This window comes from Jiangella ureilytica, from assembly GCF_004348545.1.
In the GTDB taxonomy this organism is placed as follows: Bacteria; Actinomycetota; Actinomycetes; order Jiangellales; family Jiangellaceae; genus Jiangella; species Jiangella ureilytica.
This window is the reverse complement of record NZ_SMKL01000024.1, coordinates 14,547-38,647: the sequence shown is the minus strand read 5'-3', so window position 1 is coordinate 38,647 and position 24,101 is coordinate 14,547. Positions and strand designations below refer to the sequence as shown.

At 73.2% G+C, this 24,101-nt stretch carries 22 protein-coding genes; 12 read left to right on the top strand and 10 right to left on the bottom strand.

Features of this window, described 5'->3' with window-relative positions; all coding sequences use genetic code 11:
- The first annotated feature begins 176 nt into the window (after positions 1-176).
- Complete coding sequence (locus tag E1212_RS12650) at positions 177-1,430, top strand: MFS transporter (RefSeq protein WP_275296166.1); 1,254 nt, start codon at positions 177-179, stop codon at positions 1,428-1,430.
- Here the strand turns inward: E1212_RS12650 and E1212_RS12645 are convergent.
- Both E1212_RS12645 and gcvT read right to left on the bottom strand, forming a co-directional pair.
- A complete protein-coding gene (locus tag E1212_RS12645) occupies positions 1,427-1,705 on the bottom strand; it encodes a phosphotransferase-like protein (protein ID WP_203416801.1) in 279 nt (92 codons plus the stop codon). The two genes, E1212_RS12650 and E1212_RS12645, sit on opposite strands and share 4 nt — an antisense overlap.
- Positions 1,706-1,714: 9 nt before the next feature.
- Positions 1,715-2,815 carry a glycine cleavage system aminomethyltransferase GcvT gene (gcvT, locus tag E1212_RS12640; protein ID WP_131982908.1) on the bottom strand — a complete coding sequence of 367 codons (1,101 nt, stop codon included), beginning with the start codon at positions 2,813-2,815 and terminating at the stop codon, positions 1,715-1,717.
- Between the two features lie 54 nt (positions 2,816-2,869).
- Here gcvT and E1212_RS12635 point away from each other — a divergent pair, with 54 nt between their 5' ends.
- Together E1212_RS12635 and E1212_RS12630 are read left to right on the top strand one after the other, a co-directional pair.
- Positions 2,870-3,631, top strand: coding sequence for a metallophosphoesterase family protein (locus tag E1212_RS12635; RefSeq protein ID WP_131982906.1), 762 nt, complete (start codon positions 2,870-2,872; stop codon positions 3,629-3,631).
- A gap of 54 nt (positions 3,632-3,685) precedes the next feature.
- A complete protein-coding gene (locus E1212_RS12630; protein WP_131982904.1) occupies positions 3,686-5,185 on the top strand; it encodes a leucyl aminopeptidase in 1,500 nt (499 codons plus the stop codon).
- 376 nt (positions 5,186-5,561) lie between these two features.
- Here E1212_RS12630 and E1212_RS12625 read toward each other — a convergent pair whose 3' ends face one another.
- Positions 5,562-5,885 (bottom strand): hypothetical protein, encoded by a 324-nt coding sequence (locus tag E1212_RS12625; RefSeq protein WP_131982902.1) that lies wholly within the window; start codon positions 5,883-5,885, stop codon positions 5,562-5,564.
- Between the two features lie 214 nt (positions 5,886-6,099).
- Here E1212_RS12625 and lpdA point away from each other — a divergent pair, with 214 nt between their 5' ends.
- From lpdA to E1212_RS12610, 3 genes are all read left to right on the top strand, one after another.
- Positions 6,100-7,482: a dihydrolipoyl dehydrogenase gene (gene lpdA / locus E1212_RS12620; RefSeq protein WP_131982900.1), complete on the top strand. Its 1,383-nt coding sequence runs from the start codon at positions 6,100-6,102 to the stop codon at positions 7,480-7,482.
- Between the two features lie 68 nt (positions 7,483-7,550).
- Positions 7,551-9,443: a 2-oxoglutarate dehydrogenase, E2 component, dihydrolipoamide succinyltransferase gene (sucB, locus tag E1212_RS12615; RefSeq protein WP_131982898.1), complete on the top strand. Its 1,893-nt coding sequence runs from the start codon at positions 7,551-7,553 to the stop codon at positions 9,441-9,443.
- 4 nt (positions 9,444-9,447) lie between these two features.
- Positions 9,448-10,338, top strand: coding sequence for a TIGR01777 family oxidoreductase (locus E1212_RS12610; protein ID WP_131982896.1), 891 nt, complete (start codon positions 9,448-9,450; stop codon positions 10,336-10,338).
- Positions 10,339-10,587: 249 nt separating this feature from the next.
- Here the strand turns inward: E1212_RS12610 and E1212_RS12605 are convergent, their stop codons facing one another.
- Positions 10,588-12,522 (bottom strand): protein kinase domain-containing protein, encoded by a 1,935-nt coding sequence (locus E1212_RS12605; protein WP_162605445.1) that lies wholly within the window; start codon positions 12,520-12,522, stop codon positions 10,588-10,590.
- Between the two features lie 127 nt (positions 12,523-12,649).
- On the opposite strand from E1212_RS12605, the gene E1212_RS12600 reads away from it, so the two are divergent.
- A complete protein-coding gene (locus E1212_RS12600) occupies positions 12,650-13,171 on the top strand; it encodes a DedA family protein (protein WP_131982892.1) in 522 nt (173 codons plus the stop codon).
- A complete protein-coding gene (locus E1212_RS12595) occupies positions 13,168-13,884 on the top strand; it encodes a Type 1 glutamine amidotransferase-like domain-containing protein (RefSeq protein WP_131982890.1) in 717 nt (238 codons plus the stop codon). Before E1212_RS12600 ends, E1212_RS12595 begins: the two co-directional genes overlap by 4 nt.
- Before the next feature lie 273 nt (positions 13,885-14,157).
- On the opposite strand, the gene E1212_RS12590 is transcribed toward E1212_RS12595, so the two are convergent.
- Positions 14,158-15,207: an LLM class flavin-dependent oxidoreductase gene (locus E1212_RS12590; RefSeq protein WP_131982889.1), complete on the bottom strand. Its 1,050-nt coding sequence runs from the start codon at positions 15,205-15,207 to the stop codon at positions 14,158-14,160.
- A gap of 59 nt (positions 15,208-15,266) precedes the next feature.
- Here E1212_RS12590 and lipB point away from each other — a divergent pair, with 59 nt between their 5' ends.
- The 3 genes from lipB (at position 15,267) to E1212_RS12575 (ending at position 17,625) form a co-directional block, all read left to right on the top strand.
- The gene (gene lipB / locus E1212_RS12585; RefSeq protein WP_203416800.1) at positions 15,267-15,917 is read left to right on the top strand and encodes a lipoyl(octanoyl) transferase LipB; all 651 of its coding nucleotides are present in this window, start codon (positions 15,267-15,269) and stop codon (positions 15,915-15,917) included.
- A gap of 9 nt (positions 15,918-15,926) precedes the next feature.
- Complete coding sequence (gene lipA / locus E1212_RS12580; protein ID WP_131982887.1) at positions 15,927-16,856, top strand: lipoyl synthase; 930 nt, start codon at positions 15,927-15,929, stop codon at positions 16,854-16,856.
- A gap of 70 nt (positions 16,857-16,926) precedes the next feature.
- Positions 16,927-17,625 (top strand): DUF4191 domain-containing protein, encoded by a 699-nt coding sequence (locus E1212_RS12575; RefSeq protein WP_131982885.1) that lies wholly within the window; start codon positions 16,927-16,929, stop codon positions 17,623-17,625.
- A 273-nt stretch (positions 17,626-17,898) separates the two neighbouring features.
- Here E1212_RS12575 and E1212_RS12570 read toward each other — a convergent pair whose 3' ends face one another.
- Positions 17,899-18,321, bottom strand: a complete 423-nt coding sequence (locus E1212_RS12570; protein ID WP_131982883.1) for an RDD family protein — start codon at positions 18,319-18,321, stop codon at positions 17,899-17,901.
- 258 nt (positions 18,322-18,579) lie between these two features.
- On the opposite strand from E1212_RS12570, the gene glnA reads away from it, so the two are divergent.
- Positions 18,580-20,004, top strand: coding sequence for a type I glutamate--ammonia ligase (gene glnA, locus E1212_RS12565; RefSeq protein ID WP_131982881.1), 1,425 nt, complete (start codon positions 18,580-18,582; stop codon positions 20,002-20,004).
- A gap of 119 nt (positions 20,005-20,123) precedes the next feature.
- Here glnA and E1212_RS12560 read toward each other — a convergent pair whose 3' ends face one another.
- The 4 genes from E1212_RS12560 to E1212_RS12545 are packed head-to-tail and all read right to left on the bottom strand — an operon-like array spanning position 20,124 to position 24,041.
- The gene (locus E1212_RS12560) at positions 20,124-20,924 is read right to left on the bottom strand and encodes an enoyl-CoA hydratase/isomerase family protein (RefSeq protein ID WP_203416799.1); all 801 of its coding nucleotides are present in this window, start codon (positions 20,922-20,924) and stop codon (positions 20,124-20,126) included.
- Complete coding sequence (locus E1212_RS12555; protein WP_203416798.1) at positions 20,921-22,105, bottom strand: CaiB/BaiF CoA transferase family protein; 1,185 nt, start codon at positions 22,103-22,105, stop codon at positions 20,921-20,923. Before E1212_RS12555 ends, E1212_RS12560 begins: the two co-directional genes overlap by 4 nt.
- Positions 22,102-23,259 carry an extracellular solute-binding protein gene (locus E1212_RS12550; RefSeq protein ID WP_131982879.1) on the bottom strand — a complete coding sequence of 386 codons (1,158 nt, stop codon included), beginning with the start codon at positions 23,257-23,259 and terminating at the stop codon, positions 22,102-22,104. The genes E1212_RS12555 and E1212_RS12550 overlap by 4 nt, the downstream gene beginning before the upstream one ends.
- The gene (locus E1212_RS12545; RefSeq protein WP_131982877.1) at positions 23,256-24,041 is read right to left on the bottom strand and encodes an SDR family NAD(P)-dependent oxidoreductase; all 786 of its coding nucleotides are present in this window, start codon (positions 24,039-24,041) and stop codon (positions 23,256-23,258) included. Before E1212_RS12545 ends, E1212_RS12550 begins: the two co-directional genes overlap by 4 nt.
- Between the last annotated feature and the right edge of the window lie 60 nt (positions 24,042-24,101).

The window sequence follows — 24,101 nt, the reverse complement described above, 5'->3', positions numbered from 1 at the left end:
GCAGGGGACGGCAACGACGCGCCCTCGTTCCTCCATCGGAGCAACGGCGCCAGGGCCACTTCGGCGGGCGCCTCGTGGGCGCCCGGCGACGCGCCCCAGCGCGCCTTGACAAGTCACGCGTCATGCTGTTGCCTTCCGCGTAAAGTTCGAATGCCGGGGGGCGGGGGTTCATCGACGTGAGTAGTTCAGCGCCTACGCGGCGCACGCGTCTGCTCAGTGATCCGGACGTCTTCCGGTACGTGGCGGCGCGCATCGTTTCCTTGACGGGCTCGGCGGTGACGTTCATCGCCATGCCGGTGCTGATCTACGGCATCACCGGGTCGGCCACCTGGACCTCGCTGGTCATCGTCGCCGAGGCCGTCCCGTACCTGGTCTTCGGCCTCTGGGCCGGGGCGCTCGCCGACCACGTCGACCGCCGCCGCGTCATGGTCGGCGCCGACGTCCTGGCCGCGCTCGCCCTCGCCACCGTGCCCGTCGCCTACTGGCTCGACGTGCTCACCGCGGCTCACGTCCTCATCGCCGCGTTCGGCGTGCGGACCATCTTCGTGTTCTTCGACGCCGCCAACCAGGGCGCGCTGCCCAGCCTGGTCGGCCGCGACCGGTTGCCGGCGGCCAACGCCCTGGTGTTCGGCGGCAGCACGGTGGCCGAGACGGTCGTGCCCATGGCCGCCGGCGCCCTCATCGTCGTCGTGTCGCCCGCCTCGATCATCGCCGTCGACGTGCTGACGTTCGTGGCGTCGGCCATGCTCATCCGCAGCATCACCCGGCCCCTGAGCGGCGCCCGCGACCGCGTCAACCCGCTGCGGCTGACCGCCGTCGCCGACGGGACGCGGTTCATCCTGCGGCACCCGATCGTGCGCGTGATGATCGTCATCGGGATCCTGGTCGCCTTCAGCGCCGGTGCGCTGATGGCGATCCTCGTCGTCTGGGCCGACCGCACGCTGGGCGTCCAGGAGGGCGACTGGCGCCTGGGCATGCTCTTCGGCGCCTGGGGCGTCGGGGGCGTCATCGGCAGCGTCCTCGTGCCGCGGCTCATGCACCGCTTCGGCGGCGTGCGGGCGGCGCTGGTCACGCTGCCGTTCGCCGCCGCCACGGGCGTCGCGCTGGCCATGGCCGAGAGCTGGGTGGCCGGCGCACTGGCCATCGTCGCCTGGTCCGTCGCCTACGTCCTCATCGCGACCGTCTCGGTCACGCTGCGCCAGCAGGTCACCCCCGAGCCGCTGATGAGCCGGGTCATGACGGCGGGGCGCATGGTCACGTTCGGGCTCGGCTACCCGGTGGGCGCCCTGGTCGCCGGCGCGCTGGCCGGGGTCATGGAGACCGACGAGGCGCTGCTGCTGAGCCAGCTGTCGCTCGCCGTCGCCGCGATGATCGCCTGGTCCTCGTCGCTGCGCCACGCGCCGCGGCGGCTCGAGGTCGCCGAGGACTAGGCTCCGAGCCGCCCCGCCACCGTCCGTGCGCACTGCGCGGGCGTGGTGTGGGTGGTGTCGACCTCGAGGTCGTAGGTCACGCCGCGGTGCGCGAGATCGGCCGGGGCGGCGGCCATGCCGGTGACGCCGTCGCCGTCCTGAAGCGCCGCCGGCATCGCGTCGATGAGGGAGTCGACGGCGAAGGTCAGCCGAGGCTCGGGCAGGACCGCCTGCGACCGGGCCGGCGCCGTGGTGCCCGCGCTGCAGCCGCTGTCGAGCACGATCACGCGCGTCACGGCGACCGGTCAGCTCCCCTTGGTCGAGGGCCGCACGAACGGCGGCCGCACGACCTCGAACGTCTCGGCCCGGCCGCGCACGTCGACCTGCACCTCGCTGCCCTCGGCGATGTCGGGCGGCAGCAGGGCCAGCCCGATGCCCTGCTTGAGCGTCGGCGAGAATGTCCCCGACGTGACGGTGCCGGCCGGCTCGCCGCCGGCGGTCACCGTCATGCCCGGGCGCGGGATGCCGCGGCCGCGCGCCTTGATGCCCTGCAGCCGCCGCGCCGGGCCGGCCGCCTTCTCGGCCAGCAGCGCGTCGCGGCCCCAGAACGCCGGCTTGGACCAGCCGACCGCCCAGCCGGCCCGCGCCTGCACCGGCGAGATGTCCAGCGAGAGGTCCTGGCCGTGCAGCGGGTAGCCCATCTCGGTGCGCAGAGTGTCGCGGGCGCCCAGTCCGGCCGGCACGATGCCGTGGCCGGCCCCGGCCGCCAGCAGTGCGTCCCACACCGTCGCGGCGTCGTCCCACGGCACCAGCAGCTCGTAGCCGCGCTCGCCGGTGTAGCCGGTGCGGCACACCACCAGAGGGACGCCGTCGTGCGCGGTCTCGGTGAACGACATGTACGGGTGGCCGGTGGGCAGCCCGAGCGCCGTCAGCACCTCGTCGCTGCCCGGGCCCTGCACGGCGAGCACGGCGTAGTCGCGGTGCCGGTCGCGCACCTCGACCCCGCCGGGCGCGGCCGCGGCGAGCCGCCGGACCACCTCGGCGTTGTTGGCGGCGTTGGGCACCAGCAGCAGGTCGTCGTCGGCACGCAGGTACACGATGAGGTCGTCGACCACTCCCCCGGACTCGTCGCAGCACAGCGTGTACTGCGCCTGCCCCGGCCCGATCTTCTCCAGGCTGTTGGTCAGGCACGAGTCGACGAACGCCCGTGCGCCCGGCCCGGTGACCGATGCCTTCCCGAGGTGGCTGACGTCGAACAGCCCGACCCGCTCGCGCACGGCGGTGTGCTCGTCGACGACGCCGGAGTACTGCAGCGGCATGGACCAGCCGCCGAACCCGGCGAACTTGGCGCCCAGCGCCACGTGGCGGTCGTACAGGGAGGTCTTGGCGAGGTCGTCGGTGCTCACGGGCGACACCCTACGGGGTGACCAGCAGGTGCCGGCCTCCCCTATCCTCGGGGCATGGCCGCCTCCGTCGCCGTCCTGTCCGACGTCCACGGATCGCTGCCCGCGCTCGAGGCGGTGCTGGCCGAGCCGGACGTCCGTGCGGCCGAGCGCATCGTGCTGACCGGCGACATCGCGGCCGGGCCGCTGCCCGTCGAGACCCTCGACCGGCTCGCCGACGAGGGCGACCGCGTCGTCTGGGTGCGGGGCAACGCCGACCGCGAGCTGGTCACCGTCGCGCGCGGCGGCGCGTCGGGCATCGACGTGTCGGACTGGGCCGGGCGGCAGCTGCGGCCGGACCAGGTCGAGCTGCTCGACGCGCTCCCCCATCCGGTCACCCTCGAGGCCGACGGGTTCGGGCCGGTGCTGTTCTGCCACGGCACACCGCGCGACGACGACGAGGTGGTTCTGGTCGACAGCTCGCTGACGCGCTGGGCCGACGTGCTGTCCATGGTCCCGGCCGACGTGCGCACCGTCGTCTGCGGGCACACCCACATGCCGTTCCAGCGGCTGGTCGACCGCCGGCTGGTCGTCAACCCGGGCAGCGTCGGCATGCCGTACGGTCGGCCCGGTCCGCACTGGGCGCTGCTGCGCGACGGCGTCGTGACGCTGCGGACGACGGCCGTCGACCCCGAGGCGCTCGGCGACGCCGTCGTGGCGGCCAGCTCGTACCCGGGTGCGGCCGCCTGGGCCGACGCGTACGCGCGCACCGTGTACTCCGATGCCGAGGCGCTGACGGTGTTCGCTCCGCGCGACGGGCGCGAGGTGGAACGAGGGTGACCCGGCGGTAGCATCGGGCGGAATCGTCTGAAACGCGCGACCGTCAGGAGAACCGTGACCAGCATTGCCCTGTCCTCCGCCGCCCCGACGGGCGTCAAGGCCGACGCCGTCGTCGTGGGTGTGGCCCCGGGCGACGCCGACGTCGCCCTGCTGCCGGGCAGCGAATCCCTCGACAAGGCCCTCAAGGGCTCGCTGGCACAGCTGCTGGGGCAGCTCGGTGCCACGGGCAAGGCCGACGAGGTCACGAAGCTGCCGGCCATGGGCGCCGCGAAGGCCGGCCTGCTGGTCGCCGTCGGAACCGGGCCGCTGGCCGAGCCCGGCACGCCCGCCCGCCACGAGTCGCTGCGCCGCGCCGCCGGTGCCGCCGCCCGCGCGCTGGCCGGCAAGGCGTCCGCCGCCGTCGCACTGCCCGTCCTCGACGAGCACGACGCCGCCGCGGTCGTCGAGGGGCTGCTGCTCGGCGGCTACTCGTTCGACCGGTACAAGAGCGCCGACCCGAAGGCCCCGCTGGCGTCCGTCACGCTGATCGGCCCGGGCGTCAAGTCCAAGGGCGTCAAAGAGGCGGTCGCGCGCGCCGAGGCCGTCTCGGTCGCCGTCAACCGCGCCCGCGACTGGGTCAACCTCCCGCCGCGCGACCTCACGCCGGCCACGTTCGCCGACGCCGCCACCAAGCTGGCCAAGAGCGCCAAGCTCGACGTCGAGGTGCTCGACGAGAAGGCGCTGGCCAAGGGCGGCTACGGCGGCCTCATCGGCGTCGGGCAGGGCTCCGTGCACCCGCCGCGGCTCGTCCGCGTCGCCTACAGGCCGTCGCGGGCGAGGAAGCACGTCGCACTCGTCGGCAAGGGCATCACGTTCGACTCCGGCGGCCTCTCGCTCAAGCCGGCCGACAGCATGCCGGAGATGAAGAGCGACATGAGCGGCGCCGCGGCCGTCATCGCCGCCGTCCACGCCATCGCCGCGCTCGGCACCAAGGTCGCCGTCACCGCGTACGCCGCCATGGCCGAGAACATGCCGTCGGGCAGCGCGCAGCGCCCGTCCGACGTCATCACGATCTATGGCGGCAAGACCGTCGAGGTGCTCAACACCGACGCCGAGGGCCGCCTGGTGCTGGCCGACGGCATCGTGCGCGCCGCCGAGGACGAGCCCGACGTCATCATCGACGTCGCCACGCTGACCGGCGCCGCCGTCGTCGCGCTGGGCAAGCGGGTCTCGGGCATCATGGCCAACGACGACGAACTGAGCGCCGGCATCCATGACGCCGCGGGCCGGGCCGGCGAGGCCATGTGGCCGCTGCCGCTGCCGGCCGACATGCGCGAGAAGCTCGACTCCCCCATCGCCGACATCGCCAACATCGGCGACCGCTGGGGCGGCGCGCTGCAGGGCGGGCTGTTCCTGCAGGAGTTCGTCGCCGACGGCATCGGCTGGGCGCACCTCGACATCGCCGGGCCGGCGTTCAGCGACAAGGCGTTCGGCTACACGCCCAAGGGCGGCACCGGCGCCGGCGTGCGCACCCTGGTGCGCCTTGTCGAGGATCTGGCCGACGGCGTCAGCTGACGTCGCTCCGCGAAACCGGCGGATACTCGCGAGACCGGCGCTTAGCGCCGCAATGGGGTCGCCAAGCACCGGTTTCGCGAGTATCCGGCGGATTCCCGGGTATCAGTGCGCGGCCGGCGAGACGTCATCCGGCGGGACTGGTCGCCACGCCCCATCGCAGCCGTCAGCGGCCAGACCGGCCCAACGCACAGCGGATCTAGGGGCCACGCGCATTCTTTCGGGCGTCCCCCTGATGGCTGCTGTAGCGGTGGCGCGAGAGGTCGGGTCAAGCGGTCCCTCTCTCGTGCGAAGCGCCGTCGGTCCGCTTGAGGCGGCCTCTCGCGCTGCCGACAATGGATGCAGCAGGGGGACGGCGGAGGACGGCGGTCGCCGGCGCTCAGACGCCGCGGCCGCCGTTCTTGCGGTTCCAGTCGCGCATGCGCTGCGGGTAGCCCACGACCTGCGCGTCGTACGCGGGGATGCCCAGCTTGCGGGCCAGCCCGTGCGCGGCGGCGGCGTCGCGGACCCGGCGGCGGGTCCACTCGCCGTCGTGGGCGACGAAGACGACGGTGGTCGCCGTCATGGTGGTGGGCGGCTCGACGAACGCCTCGACGCCCCGGCGGGTCCGGGCGAACTCCTCGAGGTGCTTGACGTCGGCGGAGTCGGCAGCGCGATCCAAGCTGCCCTCGGCGCTCTTCCGCCGTCGCCGGAACAACCCCATCGTGTCGACCTCCGAGTCTCGTTCGCCTGGTGGAAACCAGGACCGTATCGCGACAGTACCTCGCCACAGTGCAACGTCCCGGTCCGGTGAATGGTGTCGGAACAGCGGATGGAAGGATGCTGTTGACGTGGAAGGAGCTTCGGCGGGCCGATCCCGGCCGGAGCCACCCGCGACAGACGTCTCGACGACACCGACGACATCGAGGAGCACCACCGTGGCCGACACCGCCGCATTCGACGTCCTCATCCTCGGCGGCGGAAGCGGCGGCTACGCCGCGGCGTTCCGCGCCAGCGAGCTGGGACTGAGCGTCGCCCTGATCGAGAAGGACAAGGTCGGCGGCACCTGCCTGCACTACGGCTGCATCCCCACCAAGGCGCTGCTGCACGCCGCCGAGGTGGCCGACCAGTCCCGCGAGAGCGAGCAGTTCGGCGTCAAGACCTCGTTCGAGGGCATCGACATGCCGGGCGTCAACTCCTACAAGGACGGCATCGTCGCACGGCTCTACAAGGGCCTGCAGGGCCTGGTCAAGGCCAACAAGGTGACGTTCGTCGAGGGCGAGGGCACGCTCGTCGCGCCCAACGCCGTCGAGGTCGCCGGCACCCGCTACGAGGGCCGCAACGTCGTCCTCGCCACGGGGTCGCGCAACCGCACGCTGCCCGGCCTCGAGATCGACGGCACCCACGTCCTCAGCAGCTACGAGGCGCTCACGCTCGACCGCGTGCCGTCGTCGGTGGTCGTGCTCGGCGGCGGCGTCATCGGCGTCGAGTTCGCCAGCGTCTGGCGCTCGTTCGGCGCCGAGGTCACCATCGTCGAGGCGCTCCCCCGGCTGGTCCCGGCCGAGGACGAGGCCGCCTCGAAGGTGGTCGAGCGCACGTTCCGCAAGCGCGGCATCGGCTTCAAGACCGGCGTCCGGTTCGCCGGCGTCGAGAAGCGCGACGACGGCGTCACCGTGTCGCTCGAGAACGGCGAGACCATCGACGCCGAGGTGCTGCTGGTCGCCGTCGGCCGCGGCCCGGTCACCGAGAACCTCGGCTACGAGGAGAACGGCGTCACGCTCGACCGCGGCTTCGTCGTCACCGACGAGCGGCTGCGCACGTCAGTGCCGAACGTCTACGCCGTCGGCGACATCGTCCCCGGCCTGCAGCTGGCGCACCGCGGCTTCGCCCACGGCATCTTCGTGGCCGAGCACATCGCCGGCCTGAACCCGGTTCCGGTCGACGACCTCGGCATCCCCAAGGTCACCTACTGCGACCCCGAGGTCGCCTCGGTAGGGCTCACCGAGGCGCAGGCCAAGGAGCGGCTGGGCGACGACAAGGTCGAGGCGCTCGAGTACAACCTCGCCGGCAACGGCAAGAGCCAGATCCTCAAGACGCAGGGCTTCGCGAAGGTCGTGCGCGAGAAGGACGGCCCGGTCATCGGCATCCACCTCGTGGGCGCGCGGGTCGGCGAGCTCATCGCCGAGGCCCAGCTCATCTACAACTGGGAGGCCATGCCGCACGAGGTCGCCCAGCTCATCCACCCGCACCCCACCCAGAGCGAAGCCCTGGGCGAGGCGCACCTGGCGCTCGCCGGCAAGCCGTTGCACGTCCACGGCTGACCTGCCGGGGCATAAGCTTGCCTCGGCCTTGTAGCGAAGACGGTATGTAGGACTCGAGAGGACAGACGATGGCAACCTCCGTCACCTTGCCCGCACTCGGCGAGAGCGTCACCGAGGGCACGGTCACGCGCTGGCTCAAGCAGCCGGGCGACACGGTCGCCGTCGACGAGCCACTGCTCGAGATCTCCACCGACAAGGTCGACACCGAGATCCCGTCGCCGGTCGCCGGCACGCTGCTCGAGATCAAGGTTGCCGAGGACGAGACCGTCGAGGTCGGCGCCGAGCTGGCGGTCATCGGCGAGGAGGGCGAGACCAGCGGCGACGGCGGCAGCGGCGGCCAGGAGCCGGCCCAGGCCGAGGCCGCTCCGACGCAGGAGGCTCCGTCCGCCGAGGAGGCCCCTCCGGCCGAGGACGCTCCGGCCCAGGTGGAGGCACCGGCTGCGGAGGCACCGTCCGAGGAGGCCGCTCCGGCCGCGGAGGCACCGGCCGCGGAGGCCGCGCCGGCCTCGTCGGGCGACGGCGCCGGTGGCTCGGGCGAGAGCACGCCGGTCACCCTGCCGGCGCTGGGCGAGAGCGTCACCGAGGGCACGGTCACGCGCTGGCTCAAGCAGCCGGGCGACACGGTCGCCGTCGACGAGCCACTGCTCGAGATCTCCACCGACAAGGTCGACACCGAGATCCCGTCGCCGGTCGCCGGCACGCTGCTCGAGATCAAGGTCGCCGAGGACGAGACCGTCGAGGTCGGCGCCGTGCTCGCGCTCGTCGGCACCGCCGGCGGCAACGGCGCGTCGGCCGCGCCCGCTCCCGCGGCTCCGGCACAGGAGTCCGCGCCGGCGCAGGACGAGGCTCCGGCCCAGCAGGCGGCGCCCGCGCCGCAGCAGGCCGCGCCGGCTCAGGCGGCCCCGGCCGAGCAGCCGGTGCCGCAGGCCGCGCAGACCCAGGGTCCGCAGGCCACCGCCACGCAGGCGCCGCCGTCCGCTCCGGCTCCATCGGCGCCCGCCGCGGCCCCGTCGGGCAACGGCGCCACGTACGTCACGCCGCTGGTGCGCAAGCTGGCCGCCGAGCACAACGTCGACCTCGGCAGCGTCCAGGGCACCGGCGTCGGCGGGCGGGTCCGCAAGCAGGACGTGCTCGCCGCGGCCGAGGCCGCCAAGGCGGCCGCCGCACAGCCGGCGCCGTCGGCCCCCGCACCGGCGGCCCAGCCCGCCGCGGCGGCCGAGTCGGTCGAGCCGTCGCCGCTGCGTGGCACCACCGAGAAGCTGACCCGCATGCGCAAGGTCATCGCCAAGCGCGTGCACGAGTCGCTGCAAGAGACCGCGCAGCTCACCACCGTCATCGAGATCGACATCACCACGCTGGCCCGGCTGCGCGACCGCCTGAAGGGCGACTTTGCCCAGCGCGAGGGCGTCAAGCTGTCGTTCCTGCCGTTCTTCGCGAAGGCCGCGGTCGAGGCGCTCAAGGCGCACCCGAAGATCAACGCGTCCATCGACGTCGAGAAGGGCGAGGTCACCTACCACGACCGCGAGAACCTCGTCATCGCCGTCGACACCGAGCAGGGCCTGCTGGTCCCCGTCGTGAAGGACGCCGGCGACCTCAACATCGCCGGGCTGGCCCGCAAGATCGCCGAGGTCGCCGAGAAGGCGCGCACCGGCAAGCTGACGCCCGACGAGATCACCGGCGGCACGTTCACGCTGACCAACACCGGCAGCCGCGGCGCGCTGTTCGACACGCCGATCTTCTTCCAGCCGCAGGTCGCCATCCTCGGCACCGGCGCCGTCGTCAAGCGTCCGATGGTCATCGACGACCCCAACCTGGGCGAGACCATCGCCGTGCGGCACATGGTGTACTTCGCGCTGAGCTACGACCACCGGCTCATCGACGGCGCCGACGCCGCCCGGTTCCTCGGCACGGTGAAGAAGCGGCTCGAGGGCGGGGCGTTCGAGGCCGACCTGGGCGTGTAAGCGCGTGCGGGTCGCGGTCGCGGGTTCCAGCGGGTTCATCGGCACGGCGCTCGTCGCGGGCCTGGAGTCCGCCGGCCACGACGTGCTGCGGCTGGTCCGGCACCGTCCGGCCGCCCCGGACGAGGCACAGTGGGACCCCGAGCAGGGCGTGGTCCCGCTGGCCCGTATGGCCGGCGTCGAGGCCGTCGTGCACCTGGGCGGCATCAACGTCGGCTCGCGGCGGTGGACGCGACGGTTCAAGAAGCAGCTCCACCACAGCCGCATCCGCTCGACGACGGTGCTCGCGTCGGCCCTGACCGGGCTCTCGACCCGGCCCCGGGTCTTCGTGTCGGCCTCGGCCATGGGCTTCTACGGCCCCGACCGCGGCCGCGAGGTGCTGGACGAGGAGTCCGAGGCCGGCGACGGCTTCCTCGCGCGGCTGTGCCAGGACTGGGAGCACGCCGCCGCCCCCGCCCGGGCCGCCGACATCGCCGTCTGCCACCCTCGGTTCGGCCTGGTGATCGGGCCCGGCGGCGGGGCGCTGAAGCCGCTGCTGCCGCTGTTCCGGCTGGGCCTGGGCGGTCACTTCGGCAACGGGGAGCAGTTCTGGAGCCCCGTGTCGCTGCACGACGTGGTCCGGGCGCTGCGGTTCATGATCGAGCAGCACGGGTGCGTGGGCCCGTACAACGTCTGCTGCCCGGCGCCGGTGTCCAACGGCGAGTTCAGCCGGGTCCTGGCCCACGAGCTGCACCGGCCCCGGCTGCTGCCGGTGCCGGGGATCGGCCTGCAGATCGCCCTCGGCGAGGCGTCGTCGGAACTGCTGGGCAGCCTGCGGATCCTGCCCACGAGATTGACCGAGGCGGGGTTCACGTTCGACCACGAGGACGTGCGCGAGATCATCCGCGCCGCTCTGTGACGCCGGCTCGCCGGGATCTGCCGCGCTTGCCAGCCACCTGCTGGTTCCGCTGGCCGCTACCTGTGGATCTCCGTGATCATCGGCGATCGACCCCGTCCTGGCGTGGTCGATCGCCGATGATCGCGCGCGCTCCTGCCGTATGGCGGGCCCCCTGGTGCTGTTGAGCCGAGGGCGCGGACTCGAGGCGCACCCTCGTCGATCGAGACAGCAAAGGGCTGACCCACCGGCTCGGCACACGACTCCGGCGCACTAGCCGAACCGCCAGGACGTGGTGCCGTCGGGGTTGGCGACGGCGACGAGGTCGGCGTCCCAGGTCTGGTCCTCGGTGCCGGCGATCTCCTGCTCGACCTCGCCGTCCTCGTTGACCAGCGTGTAGTCGGGGATGCGCTGGGTGATGGTGACCGTCGCCCGGCCGCCCTCTTGCGAGACCAGTTCGGCGTTGACCACCTCGAAGGTGAGGCCCTCGGTGTGGACCCCGGCGTCGGCGTACTCCTCGAGGAGCTCGGCGTCGTCGGCGAGGATGGAGTTGGTCGGGGCGTGCACCTCGCAGAGCAGCTCGGGGTTGCTCTCCTCGAACGCCTGCGCGCGCAGCGAGTACAGCCGCTGGACCTCTTGCGTCCAGTCGGTGACGGCGGGCGGCGGCGCGGTGGGCGCGGGCTGCGGCCCACCGCAGAGGTCGGTCGACGCCTCGGTGTCGCTGGGGCTGGAGCCGGTGCCGGGGCCGGCCGTCGGGGTGTCGTCGCCGAAGATGCGCCAGCCGACGATCGCCACGCCCGCCACCAGCAGCAATGCCACCAGCGCGCTGACGATCCAGAGGCGGTCCTTGCGCTTCGTGCCGCCGTCAGGGTCCTCGGGTGCGGGCGGACGGCCGCGGCGCGACTGCTTCGCGGCCGGCGCGGCGGCGAGAGCTTCGCCGGCGCTGCGGCCGCGGCGGCGCTCGCCCGGCAGCACGCCGTCGGGCACCGGCACGTTGGCGCCGTCGTCGATGCCGCCGGGACCACGCCCGCCAGGACCGCCCGGCCCAGCGCCACCCGGCCCGGCGCCACCCGGCCCCGCGCCGCCCGGGCCGGCCGGGGTCGCCTCACCCCGCCCACGGCGGCCACGGCGCGGCGTGCGGATCGGCCCGGTGGGCGCCGTCGGGCTCGCCCCGGCGCCACCCGGCACGGGCGGCGCACCCACGCCCGGAGCCGCAGAAGCGCCGGCGGCGCCAGCGGCACCGGCAGCGCCAGCCGCGCCCGCCGGCCCCACCAGGCCGCCGATGGCGCCCGGCGTGCCGACCTCGGGGACGTCGCGCTGGTCGCCGGACTCGGCCCGGCGGCGGGCGCGGCGGCCGGTGGCGGTGGAGCGGCGCATGAAGGCGGCCACGTCGTCGTCGGCGCCCATGGCGGGGGCGTCGAGGACCGGCCGCATGGTGCCCGTCGTCGCGTGGCCCTCTTCGAGGACGAGCTCGACCGGTGCGGGGTCGGCGACGGCGAAGAAGACGTTGCCGATGCTGCTGGCGGGCGGACGCCGGTTGGGCACGGGGTCGAGCGCGCTGGCCAGCAGCGCCTGGGTGGCCGGCGGGACGGCGGGCAGCGAGAGCCGCGCGGACGGCAGATACCCCGTCAGGGCGACGACGGCGGCCGTGACCAGCCCGTACACATCGGCCGGCGGGCCGGGCGGCGAGCCGGCCTGGACCTCGGGCGGCACCGGCCGCGCGCGCTGGCCGACCCGCAGCGGGATGCCGGCCTGGACCAGCCCGATGCCGGCGACCATGGGCCGGCCGTCGAGGCTGAAGACGATGTCGTCGAGCGTGAGGTCGCCGTGGACGAGCCCGCGGCGGTGCACCTCGGTGAGCCCTTCGGCGACCGGGGCGCAGGCCGTCACGACCTCGCCGGCCGGCAGCACGCCGCGTGCGCCGATGATGCCGGCCAGGCTTCCGCCCTCGGCCGCGCCCAGCACGACGACCACGCCGCCGGGACCGTCGACGATATCGAGGAACTCGATGACGTGCGGGTGATTGACGGAGCGCAATGCCGCCGCGGAGAGCCGGAGGCGGTCGCGCACCTGGCGGTCGGGCTGGCCGACGAAACGCAGGGTGACGGACGCACCGGTCGCGTCCTCTCGCGCGAGGAACATGGCCGACGCGTCGGAGCCGAGCCGCCGGGTGACGGTGTAACCCGCGGGAGTCTCGAGACCCTGCATCGGCCCATCGTTGCAAACCTCGGGCCCGGATGCCTCATCGGCCGTGTCACAAGTCCGCAGGGCCGATGTCACACATCGGTCCGGATGCTTCGTCGGGCGTGTCGCGACGGTGACTACGATGCCGGACATGGACGGGGTCACGCCGCTCGCCGCCCCCGAGAGCCCGTTCGGACTTCCCCTCTGGATCGGCATCGCGGTGATGTTCGGCATCGTCGTCGCGCGCGCCCAGGCGACCTACTGGCTGGGACGCGCCGCCGGGACGGGGATCGCGCGGTCACGCTGGGGCGACCGCATCGGCCGCGACCGCCTGGCCCGGGCCGAACGGGTCGTCGCGCGGTACGGTCCGGCCGCCGTCACGCTGTCGTTCCTGACCATCGGCGTCCAGACCGCCGTCAACGCGGTCGCCGGCGCCACCCGCATGCCGTTCGGCCGCTATCTGGCGGCGATGCTCGTCGGGTCGGCGCTGTGGGCGGTCGTCTGGACCGTCGGCGGGCTGAGCGTGGTGTGGGGCGCGGCCGAGGTCGCGTCGGCCTCGCCGCTGGCCGCGGCCGCCGTCGTGCTGGGAGCGCTGGCCGTGGTCGCGGCCGTCCTGAGCTACCGTCGCCGCCGGGCACGACAGACGCTCGTCCACGACCAGGAGGCCCGATGACCCGCACGCCGACCATCCTCGCCACCAGCGGCGGGTTCGCCCGCGACGCCCGCGACAACCTCCGGCCGGCGGGGCTGGCGAAGCTCGCGCTGCGGCTGACCGGCGCCGATCGGCCCAAGCTGTGCTTCCTGCCGACGGCGTCCGGCGACAACGTGAGCTACGTCCAGCTCACGTACGCCGCGTTCGCGGGCTGGTCGGTCGACGTGTCCCACCTGAGCCTGTTCCCGATGCCGAACGTCGAGGACGTCCGGGCGCACGTGCTGGCCCAGGACGTGCTCTGGGTCGGCGGGGGCTCGGTCGCGGGGCTGCTCGCGATGTGGCGGCTGCACGGCCTCGACGACGTCATGCGCGAGGCGTGGGAGGCCGGCGTCGTTCTGGCCGGCGTGTCGGCGGGCTCGATCTGCTGGCACGCGGGCGGCCCGACCGACTCGTTCGGGCCGCGATTGCGCGCGGTCACCGACGGGCTCGCGCTGCTGCCGTACGGCAACGGCGTGCACTACGACTCCGAGGAGGAGCGCCGCGTCGTCCTGCACCGGATGGTCGCCGACGGCGTCCTGCCCACCTCGTACGCCACCGACGACGGCGCCGGCCTGCTGTACCGCGGGACGGAGCTGGCCGCCGTCCACGCCGAGCGCGACGGCGCCCGCGGCTACGTCGTCGACGCGGTCGGCGGCGAGGCCAAGGAGTCCGTCCTCACCGCCGAGCCCGTCTGACGAGGCGCAGGTTCAGCTCCGCGACGTTCGGCTCACGACGGTGTCGGTGCCCGCCCGTAGGGTGGGCCTCCCACCCGGCCGGGCGGGGTCGATCCGGCGACCGCCACCGCGACCGTGCCGGCCTGCGCGACGGCGGCGTTGTCGGTGCCCGCCCGTAGGGTGGGCCTCCCACCCAGCCGGGCGGGGTCCGTGCCGGGCGGCCTCGCCGTCGGGGGCGAGCCATTACCGCCACAGCAGCAGTAACTCGCCCACACCGGGCGTGGTCCGCCGGCGTCAGGGCAGCAGCTTCGCCAGCAGCTCGTAGGAGCGCAGCCGGTCGGCCTGCGGGGTCACCGTCGTCACGATCATGAGCTCGTCGGCCGCCGTCCGGTCCAGCAGCGCCGCCAGCTCGCGGCGGACGGTGTCGGGCCCGCCCGCGATCTGCCCGCCCAGGAACGGCGCCATCATCTCCAGCTCGGCCGGGGTGAACGTGTGCGCCGCGGCCTCCTCGGGCGTCGGCAGGGGCCCCGGCCGCCCGGTCCGGACGCGCAGCATCGACAGCTTCATCGGCGCGGCGAGCCACTCCGCGCGCGCGTCGTCGTCGGCCAGCACGACGCTGACGGCGACCATCGCGTGGGGCGCGGGGTGGGCGGCCGACGGCTGGTAGCGGTCGCGATAGAGCGTCAGCGCCGGGACGGTGTTCGCCGAGCTGAAGTGGTGCGCGAACGAGAAGGGCAGCCCCAGCGCGGCCGCCGCCTGCGCGCTGTAGTCGCTGGACCCGAGCAGCCAGACCGGCACGTCCGCGCCTCGGCCCGGCGTCGCGGTGATGGCGGCGTAGGGGTGGTCGGCGGGCCAGTCGCCGGAGAAAAAGGCCCGGACCTGGGCCAGATGCTGCGGGAACTCCTCGACCAGGCGCGGGTCGCTGCTCCCGCGCAGCGCGTGCGCCGTCAGCCCGTCGGTCCCCGGCGCCCGGCCGATGCCGAGGTCGATGCGACCGGGGTGCAGCGCATCGAGCGTGCCGAACTGCTCGGCGACCACGAGCGGCATGTGGTTGGGCAGCATGACCCCGCCCGAGCCGACCCGGATCGCCGTCGTCGCGGCGGCCACCGCCCCGATGAGGATCGGCGGCGCGGAGCTGGCGATGCCCGGCATGTTGTGGTGCTCGGCCAGCCAGTAGCGCCGGAAGCCCAGGCCGTCGGCCAGCCGGGCCAGCTCCAGCGTGTTCGCCAGGGCCGCCGACGGGGTCGACCCCGTGACGACAGGAGCGAGGTCGAGAACGGACAGGGGTACTCCGCGGAAGCGGGCCTGCGCGCTGCGGGAGCCCGCCGGAGGAGAAGAGGTCACGACAGGTGCCAACCGCGGTGTTGCCGGAAGCCTTCCCGGCGGGCGTAGGCTCGACGTCTGTGGGCGAGCTACGGATCATCCGGCACGAGGGCTACGTGCCGTACCAGGAGGCCTGGGACGAGCAGCGGCGGCTGCACGCCGCGCGGGTCGCGGGCGAGATCGACGACACCGTCGTGCTGCTCGAGCACGAGGCGGTCTACACGGCGGGCAAGCGCACCACGCCCGACGAGCGGCCACTGCTCGACGCCGGCGCGCCGGTCATCGACGTCGACCGGGGCGGCAAGATCACCTGGCATGGGCCGGGCCAGCTCACCGGCTACCCGATCCTCGAGCTGCCCGAGCCGTACGACGTCATCGGCTACGTCCGCCGCGTCGAGCAGCTCATGCTCGACGTCTGCCACGATTTCGGCGTCGACGGCGTCCGGGTCGACGGCCGCAGCGGCGTCTGGATCCAGCCCGGCGACGGCGGCCCCGACCGCAAGCTGGGCGCCGTCGGGCTGCGGGTCGCCCAGGGCGTCACCATGCACGGGTTCGCCCTCAACTGCGACAACGACCTCGGCTGGTACGACCGCATCATCGCCTGCGGCATCAGCGACGCCGGCACCACCACGCTCTCGAAGGAGCTGGGCCGCCGGGTCACCGTCGCCGAGGTGCTCCCGTATGTCGAACGTCACCTCGACGATCTCCTCGCGCTGCAGCCGCAGACGTAAGGTGAAGGGGTGACTGTCGCACCGGAGGGACGTCGGCTGCTCCGCCTCGAGGTACGCAACGCCGCCACGCCCATCGAGAAGAAGCCTTCCTGGATCAAGACGAAGGCGACCATGGGCCCGGAGTACCGCGAGCTGCAGTCGCTGGTGAAACGCGAGGGCCTGCACACGGTCTGCCAAGAGGCCGGCTGCCCCAACATCTTCGAGTGCTGGGAAGACCGCGAGGCGACGTTCCTCATCGGGGGCGACCACTGCACGCGACGGTGCGACTTCTGCCTCATCGACACCGGCAAGCCCGACGACCTCGACCGCGACGAGCCGCGCCGGGTCGCCGAGTCGGTCCAGGCCATGGGCCTGCGTTACGCCACGGTCACCGGCGTCACCCGCGACGACCTCCCCGACGAGGGCGCCTGGCTCTACGCCGAGACCATCCGCGAGATCCACAAGTTCAACCCGAACACCGGGGTCGAGATCCTGACGCCCGACTTCTCCGGCCGCGCCGAGCTGCTGCAGCAGGTCTTCGACGCGCAGCCGCAGGTGTTCGCGCACAACGTCGAGACCGTGCCGCGCATCTTCAAGCGCATCCGGCCGGCGTTCCGGTACGAGCGCTCGCTCGACGTCATCTCCATCGCCCGGGCCGCAGGCATGATCACCAAGTCGAACCTCATCCTCGGCATGGGCGAGACCCGCGAAGAGATCTCGCAGGCGCTGGTCGACCTGCACGAGGCCGGCTGCGACCTCATCACCATCACGCAGTACCTGCGCCCCTCCGTCCGGCACCACCCCATCGAGCGGTGGGTCAAGCCCGAGGAGTTCGTGGAGCTGCAGGCCGAGGCCGAGCAGATCGGCTTCGCGGGCGTCATGTCCGGGCCGCTGGTGCGCTCGTCGTACCGCGCCGGCAGGCTCTACCGGCAGGCCATGGAGGCCCGCGCCGCGCGCTGACGGCGGACGGCTCGGCTGTCGCTTTCGGGTGGTTCCGGAGCACCACCAGCGAAGAAGTACTCTTCTCCCCATGGCACGCAACGACGAGGCGGGAACCGAGAAGACCGGACGCATCGCGCAGATCCGGCAGACCTACAAAATGGCCCGCCGGTCCGACCGCTGGGTCGGGTGGATCATTCTCGGCATCCTGCTCGGCGTCATCGCATTGTCGGTGCTCGTGGGCCTGTTCGTCGGCCCGCTGTGGCTGTGGATCATCGTCGGTCTGCCCATCGCGCTGCTGGCCGCCGCCATCGTGTTCGGACGGCGGGCCGAGCGGGCCGCGTACGGCCAGATCGAAGGCCAGCCCGGCGCCGCCGCGGCCGCCCTGGGCACGCTGCGCCGCGGCTGGGACACCACGCCCATGGTCGGCGCAAACCGCCACCAGGACGTCGTCCACCGCGCCGTCGGCCGCCCCGGCATCGTGCTCATCGGCGAGGGCGCCGTCGCCGGCCGGGTCGCCAACCTGCTGGCGCAGGAGAAGAAGCGCCACGCCCGGGTCGCGCCCGAGATGCCGGTCATCGAGATCATCGTGGGCCGCGAGGACGGCCAGGTGCCGCTCCCCCGGCTCACCCGGCACCTCAACAAGCTGCCCAAGAACATCCGGCCGGCCGAGGTCACCGAGCTGCGGCAGCGGCTGCGGGCGCTGGGCAGCACGCCCATCGGCATCCCCAAGGGCCCGCTGCCCAAGGGTGCCCGCATCCCCCGCGGAACGCAGCTTCCCGGCCGCTGAACGGCTCAGCCGCGGGGTGCAGCTCCCCGGCTGGCTCAGCCGCGGGGTGCAGCTCCCCGGCTGGCTCAGCCGCGGGGTGCAGCTCCCCGGCTGGCTCAGCCGCGGGGTGCAGCTCCCCGGCCGTGAGTCGCGTGCCCGCTGCCTGGATTGCGGAGGGTGTCGGTGCCCGCCCGTAGGGTGGGCCTACCCACCCGAACGGGAGGGGTCCACCCGGCGAGCGACAGAGGCGAGTCCCCGCCGACCGCAGGCTGACGCCGTCGGCCCCAAGCGTGTTCAGCGGACGTTGACGACCGCGGTGTTGGAGGCGAGGTCGTGCAAGCCGCGACCGTCGCGCGTGAACACCAGGGGCGGAATGACCAGCGCGATCATCAGGGTTCGCACCGCCGCGACCAGCAGGTTGACGCGCCGTCCGCCCAGATGCGCCACCCGCAGCCCCAGCATCAGCTGGCCCAGACTGCCGCCCGCCAGTGTCGTGGACAGCACCACGAGCAGGTACCAGCAGACCAGCGGCAGCCAGAACACGTCACTCTGCGCGTCCCAGACGCCGGAGTCGCCGCCGGTGACGATGAACGCGACGAGGTTGCCCGCGAGCCAGTCGAGCAGCAGCGCCCCGATGCGCCGCGGCCAGCTCCCCGGCGAGCCGGGGCCGCGTTCGGGCAGCTGGACGTCGGTGGCGGGCGGCTGGTTCGAGCTCACAGGCCGAGCCTAGCCGGGCGCCGGCCGCGAGGTCCCAGGCGGCGTCGAGTCCCACGAGGGAAAGGGGAATCGCCCTGGCCGCGACACGGCGGCCACCGGATCAGCGGAGGGCCTCACGCGGCACGTAACACTGGTGAAACACTTGGGACACCATCGGGAAATCCCAGGAATCTAGCGTCCGGGCCACGAGGGCAATTCGGTCAACGCCGACCGTCGACGGATGCGGACTGCGCCGTACCGGCGCGAAGGAGAATGCGGATGTTCACCAACGCGGACGAGCTGTTGAAGTTCGTCAAGGACGAGGGCATCGAGTTCGTCGATGTCCGCTTCTGCGACCTGCCGGGCGTGATGCAGCACTTCAACGTGCCCGCGACGGCGTTCGACGCCGATGCCATCGCCGAGGGCCTGATGTTCGACGGCTCTTCGATCCGTGGCTTCCAGGCCATCCACGAGTCCGACATGAAGCTGATCGCCGACCCGGCGACGGCATTCGTCGACCCGTTCCGCAAGGCCAAGACCCTCGCGCTGAACTTCTCCATCGTCGACCCCTTCACCGGTGAGCCCTACAGCCGCGACCCGCGCAACATCGCGGCCAAGGCCGAGGCGTACCTCGCCAGCTCCGGCATCGCCGACACCGTCTACTTCGGCCCCGAGGCGGAGTTCTACGTCTTCGACGACGTCCGCTTCGAGACCAAGCAGAACGCGGGCTACTACTACATCGACTCCATCGAGGGCGCCTGGAACACCGGCCGCACCGAAGAGGGCGGCAACCGCGGCTACAAGACGCGGTACAAGGGCGGCTACTTCCCCGTCCCGCCGGTCGACCACTACGCCGACCTCCGCGACGACATGGTCAAGGCGATGACCAACGTCGGCATCGAGATCGAGCGGGCCCACCACGAGGTCGGCACCGCCGGCCAGGCCGAGATCAACTACAAGTTCGACACCCTCAAGCACGCCGGCGACCGCCTGATGCTGTTCAAGTACATCGTCAAGAACGTCGCCTGGGAGGCCGGCAAGACCGCCACCTTCATGCCGAAGCCGCTGTTCGGCGACAACGGCTCGGGCATGCACTGCCACCAGTCGCTCTGGAAGAACGGCGACCCGCTGTTCTACGACGAGCTCGGCTACGGCGGCCTGTCCGACATGGCGCGCTGGTACATCGGCGGCCTCATCAAGCACGCCGACTCGCTGCTCGCCTGGACCAACCCGACGGTGAACTCGTACCACCGCCTGGTGCCCGGCTTCGAGGCCCCGGTCAACCTGGTCTACTCGCAGCGCAACCGCTCCGCTGCCGTCCGCATCCCGGTCACCGGCACCTCGCCGAAGGCCAAGCGCATCGAGTTCCGCGTGCCCGACCCGTCGAGCAACCCGTACCTGGCCTTCTCCGCCATGCTCATGGCCGGCGTCGACGGCATCCGCAACAAGATCGAGCCGCCGGAGCCGGTCGACAAGGACCTGTACGAGCTCCCGCCCGAGGAGCACGCCAACATCGCGACGGTCCCGTCGTCCCTCGGCGAGGCCCTCGACGCCCTCGAGTCCGACCACGACTACCTGCTCGAGGGCGGGGTCTTCACCGACGACCTCGTCGAGACCTGGATCGACTGGAAGCGCACCAACGAGATCGACCCGATCCGCCTGCGCCCCCACCCGCACGAGTTCGAGCTGTACTTCGACATCTGATCGGTACTGCAGGGCACACCCCTGACGGGAGCCGCCGGCCGCCTGCCTCGAGGCGCGGCCGGCGGCTCTCCAGCTGTGTGGTCCGGACAGGGCGTTCTCGGCCGGCGGCCGTCATGTGGTCAGCGGCCGCGGAAGACCGGGTCGCGCTTCTCGACGAATGCGGCCACGCCCTCGCGACCGTCCTCGGTGGCGAACAGCGACGACAGCACGGCCTGCTCGAACCCCAGTGCGTCCGGCAGCGGCATCGCCGATCCTTCGCGGACCAGCCGCTTGGCCCCCCGCACCGCGAGCGGCGCACCTGCGGCCACGGTGCCGGCGAGGTCCCATGCACCCGCTCGCAGCGCCGCGTCGTCGGCGTACACCTCGTCGACGAGCCCGCGCCGGTAGAGCTCACCGGCCGGCACCATCGCGCCCGTGGCGACCAGCCGGAGCGCGAACCGCACGCCGAGCGCCCGGGCCAGCCGCTGGCTGCCGCCCCCGCCGGGCAGCAGGCCCAGTTTCACCTCGGGCAGGCCGAACTTCGCCCGCTCGGTGGCGAGGATCGCGTCGCAGCACAGGGCCAGCTCGAACCCGCCGCCGAGGGCGTACCCGTTCACGGCGGCGACGGTGTACTGCGGCAACGCCTCGACGGCGTCGAGAACCCGCCGGCCCAGCCGCTGGTAGTCGTCGAAGCGCCGCTGGTCGACGCCGTGGTACTCGCCGATGTCGGCGCCGGCGACGAACCCGCGGCCGGTGCCGGTCAGCACGACGACACGGACGTCGTCGTCGTCGGCGAGCCCGGGCAGGAAGGCGTCGAGCGCCACCAGCATCGAGCGCGACAACGCGCCGAGGGCGTCCTCGCGGTCCACGGTGACGGTGACGACGGCGCCGTCGCGCCGGACGACGAGGTGCTCGTCGATGCGGCGCTCGATGGCGCTCACTGGATGGCCCCGGCCGCACGCAGCGCGGCGATCTCCGCCGGCGGCAGCGCCTCGGCGAGCACCTCGTCGGTGTGCTCGCCCACCAGCGGGGGCCGGCGGCGCTGGGTCCAGGGCGTGGCGCTGAGCGTGATCGGGCAGCCGACCAGCTCCACCTCGCCGGTCTCCGGCAGGTCGACGGTGACCAGCAGCGGCGAGCCGTCGGCGCGCAGCTCGTCGACGGCCTCGCGCATGGTCCGCACCCGGGCCGCCCACAGGCCGGCGCGCGTCAGCGCGGCCACCAGTTCGTCGGCGGACCGCCCGGCCACCAGGACGTCGAGCGCGGACTTGATCTCGTCGCGGTCCAGCCAGCCGTCGAGACCGGTGAGATCGCCCCCCACCACGGCGCCGAGCCGGTCGAGGTCGCCCATCGCGATCGCGACCGCGCCGTCGGCGACCGCGTAGATGCCGTACGGCGCCGCCAGCCAGGGCTGGGCGATGCCGGCCTCCGATCGCTCGTACTCCTGCTTCTGGTTGACCATGGCCGCGATCTCCTGGCACATGATCGCCATCGTGCTGTGGAAGAGATCGACCTCGACCCGCTGGCCTCGGCCGGTCCGGCCGCGAGCCACCAGCGCGGCGAGGATGCCGTTGCCGAGGGTCAACGCACCGACCGCGTCGCTGACGGACGTGCCCGCGACGACCGGCGGCTCTCCCGCGCGCCCCGCATTGGCGGCCAGCCCGCTCATCGCCTGGACCAGCAGGTCCTGCCCGGGCCGGTTCTGCCGCGCGTACGTCGTCTCCTGCCCCCAGCCGGATCCGGAGCAGTAGATCACGTCCGGCCGGACGGCGCGAAAGTCCTCGTAGCCCAGACCCAGCCGGTCCATGACGCCGGGCCGGAAGTTCTCGACAACGACATCGAACCCGGCCGCCAGCGACAGGATCGCGTCGCGGCCGGCCGGCGACTTCAGGTCGACGGCGACGGAGCGCTTGTTCCGGTTCATCGCCAGGAACGCCGACGACACGTCGTTGAGCAGCCGGCCGCCCATCTCGAGGCCGCGTTCCCACTCGCCCACCACCGGCCGCTCGACCTTGACCACGTCGGCGCCGAGATCGGCGAGCAGCTGGGTGGCGAACGGGCCGAGCATCATCTGGCTGAAGTCGAGGACGCGGATGCCGTCGAGGGCACCGGGGCTGTCGTTCACGCGGGAACCACCTTCGTTTCGACGTCGGAAGGGATGCCATGCCGGCGTTGCAGGGCACGCAGCTCAGCGGCGAGGCCGGGGGGCCGGGCGCCGCCGGCGAGCCCGTCGCGCAGCAGCAGGCCGGCCTCGTGCTGGAACCGCGGCCACCGCGGGTGCGCCGGCCGGCGGACGGCGCCCAGCATCGACCGGCGGGTGGCGGAGTAGAAGCCGCCGAAGGCGCGGTCGAGGTCGTCGTCACCCCAGGCCGCGGCCGCCGCCGGCTGGCCGCCGGCAGGGCCGACGATTTGCCGCTGTACGTCCGCGCTGCCGTACCACGCGGCGAACTCCGCGGCGAGATCCGGCGCGGTGCTCGCGGCACTGACCCCCAGCCCGGCGCCGCCCAGCAGCGTGCCGATGGCGCCGCCGGGCCCGGTGGGCGCATCGTGCCAGGCCAGCCGTGCACCCGTCGATGCCGGCGCCGGCTCCCGGCCCGCTGTGCCGGACCGCGCGGAGAAGCGCGCATAGCCGAACGAGAGCGGGATGTAGAGCCAGCGGCCGGTCGTGGCCAGCTCGGCGAGAACGGCCGGCGGGTTGCGGTACAGCAGATCGTCGTCGACCAGTGCGGCCAGCTCGCACAGCAGTTCGACCGCGGCGTCGTCGACCGCGAACCCGCCCGGCCCGATCGGGGCGCCGATGGCGGCGGTGAGGCTGAGCAGCACGCACAGCAGGTCGCTGTGGAACAGCGGGACGGCAACCCGGCCCGGGTGGGCGCGGGCGAAGGCGACCACGTCGGGCCACGTACGCGGCACGTCGGCGCCGGGCAGCAGGTCCGGCCGGGAGACCGCGACCTGGCAGGCGGCATCGACCGGGATCCCCCACGACCTGTCTTGCCAGTCGAACGATCCCTGTGTTGCACCGACGGCGTCCGTGCCGGCCGGCCCGAGCGGCAGCAGTGCGCCGGACTCAGCCGCTCGCGGTGCCATCGGATGATCGAAGACGACGAGGTCGTGGCCGGCGGCGGCCTCTCCGATGGGCTGGTCGTTGAACGCCGCGAGCGGCCGGCCGGCCACCTCGACCCGCACCCCCGGCCGGGCCGCGGCGAACGCCGTCGCCGCCGCCCGCATCGGCGCCAGACACCGCGGATCGTCCCAGCACAGCACGCGCAGCGTGGTCACGAGCTCACACCGGAGGAGCCGAGCACGGCCGCACCGCCGTCGACGAGGAGCACGTGGCCGGTGACGAACGACGCTTCGGCCGAGGCGAGGAACGCGACCGCGGCGGCCACCTCGGCCGGCTCGCCGATGCGGCCGAGCGCGTGGAGCGAGTTCCAGGTCGCCCGGACGGCGTCAGGGTCGGCCGCCTCGGCGAGGATCCTCTCGTTCATCGGGGTCGCGATGGTGCCCGGCGCGACGGCGTTGACCCGGATGCCGTCGCGGGCGTATTCGATGGCCGCCTGCGTGGTCAGACCGATCAGGCCGGCTTTGGTCGAGGCGTACGCCGCCCAGCCGGCGAAGCCGCGGATCCCCTGCAGGCTGGACACGTTCACGACGGCGGCCGCGTCGGACGCGCGCAGCCACGACAGCGCATGCTTCATGGTCAGCCACGCGGCGCGCAGGTTGACGTCGAACGCCGTCTGCCAGTCGTCCAGGCCCAACGACTCCACGCTGCCCGCCACCGCGACCGCCGCGTTGTTGACCAGGACGTCCAGCCCGCCGAGACGGTCGACGGCGGTGGCGAGGCCGGCCTCGACCTCTGGCGGGTCGGCGAGATCGAGCGGGACGAGGTGGGCCACGCCGCCCGCCTCCTCGACCTCGCCCGCGGTCTGCCACAGCGCCGCCTCGTCGCGGTCCAGCAGCGCGGTGACCATGCCCTCCTCGGCCAGGCGGACCGCCACGGCCCGGCCGATGCCGCCGCCCGCTCCGGTCACGACAGCGCGCCGGCCAGTCAAGCCTCTCATGCCACTCCTGGTAAAACGTTTGTCTGATACGCTCCGATATCGTGCGGGACAACCGCACGG

Coding starts and splice junctions, on each gene's coding strand:
- E1212_RS12635 (WP_131982906.1), top strand. CDS start 2,870: ATGGCCGCCTCCGTCGCCGTCCTGTCCGACGTCCACGGATCGCTGCCC.
- E1212_RS12625 (WP_131982902.1), bottom strand. CDS start 5,885: ATGGGGTTGTTCCGGCGACGGCGGAAGAGCGCCGAGGGCAGCTTGGAT.
- sucB (WP_131982898.1), top strand. CDS start 7,551: ATGGCAACCTCCGTCACCTTGCCCGCACTCGGCGAGAGCGTCACCGAG.
- E1212_RS12605 (WP_162605445.1), bottom strand. CDS start 12,522: ATGCAGGGTCTCGAGACTCCCGCGGGTTACACCGTCACCCGGCGGCTC.
- E1212_RS12600 (WP_131982892.1), top strand. CDS start 12,650: ATGGACGGGGTCACGCCGCTCGCCGCCCCCGAGAGCCCGTTCGGACTT.
- E1212_RS12595 (WP_131982890.1), top strand. CDS start 13,168: ATGACCCGCACGCCGACCATCCTCGCCACCAGCGGCGGGTTCGCCCGC.
- E1212_RS12575 (WP_131982885.1), top strand. CDS start 16,927: ATGGCACGCAACGACGAGGCGGGAACCGAGAAGACCGGACGCATCGCG.
- glnA (WP_131982881.1), top strand. CDS start 18,580: ATGTTCACCAACGCGGACGAGCTGTTGAAGTTCGTCAAGGACGAGGGC.
- E1212_RS12545 (WP_131982877.1), bottom strand. CDS start 24,041: ATGAGAGGCTTGACTGGCCGGCGCGCTGTCGTGACCGGAGCGGGCGGC.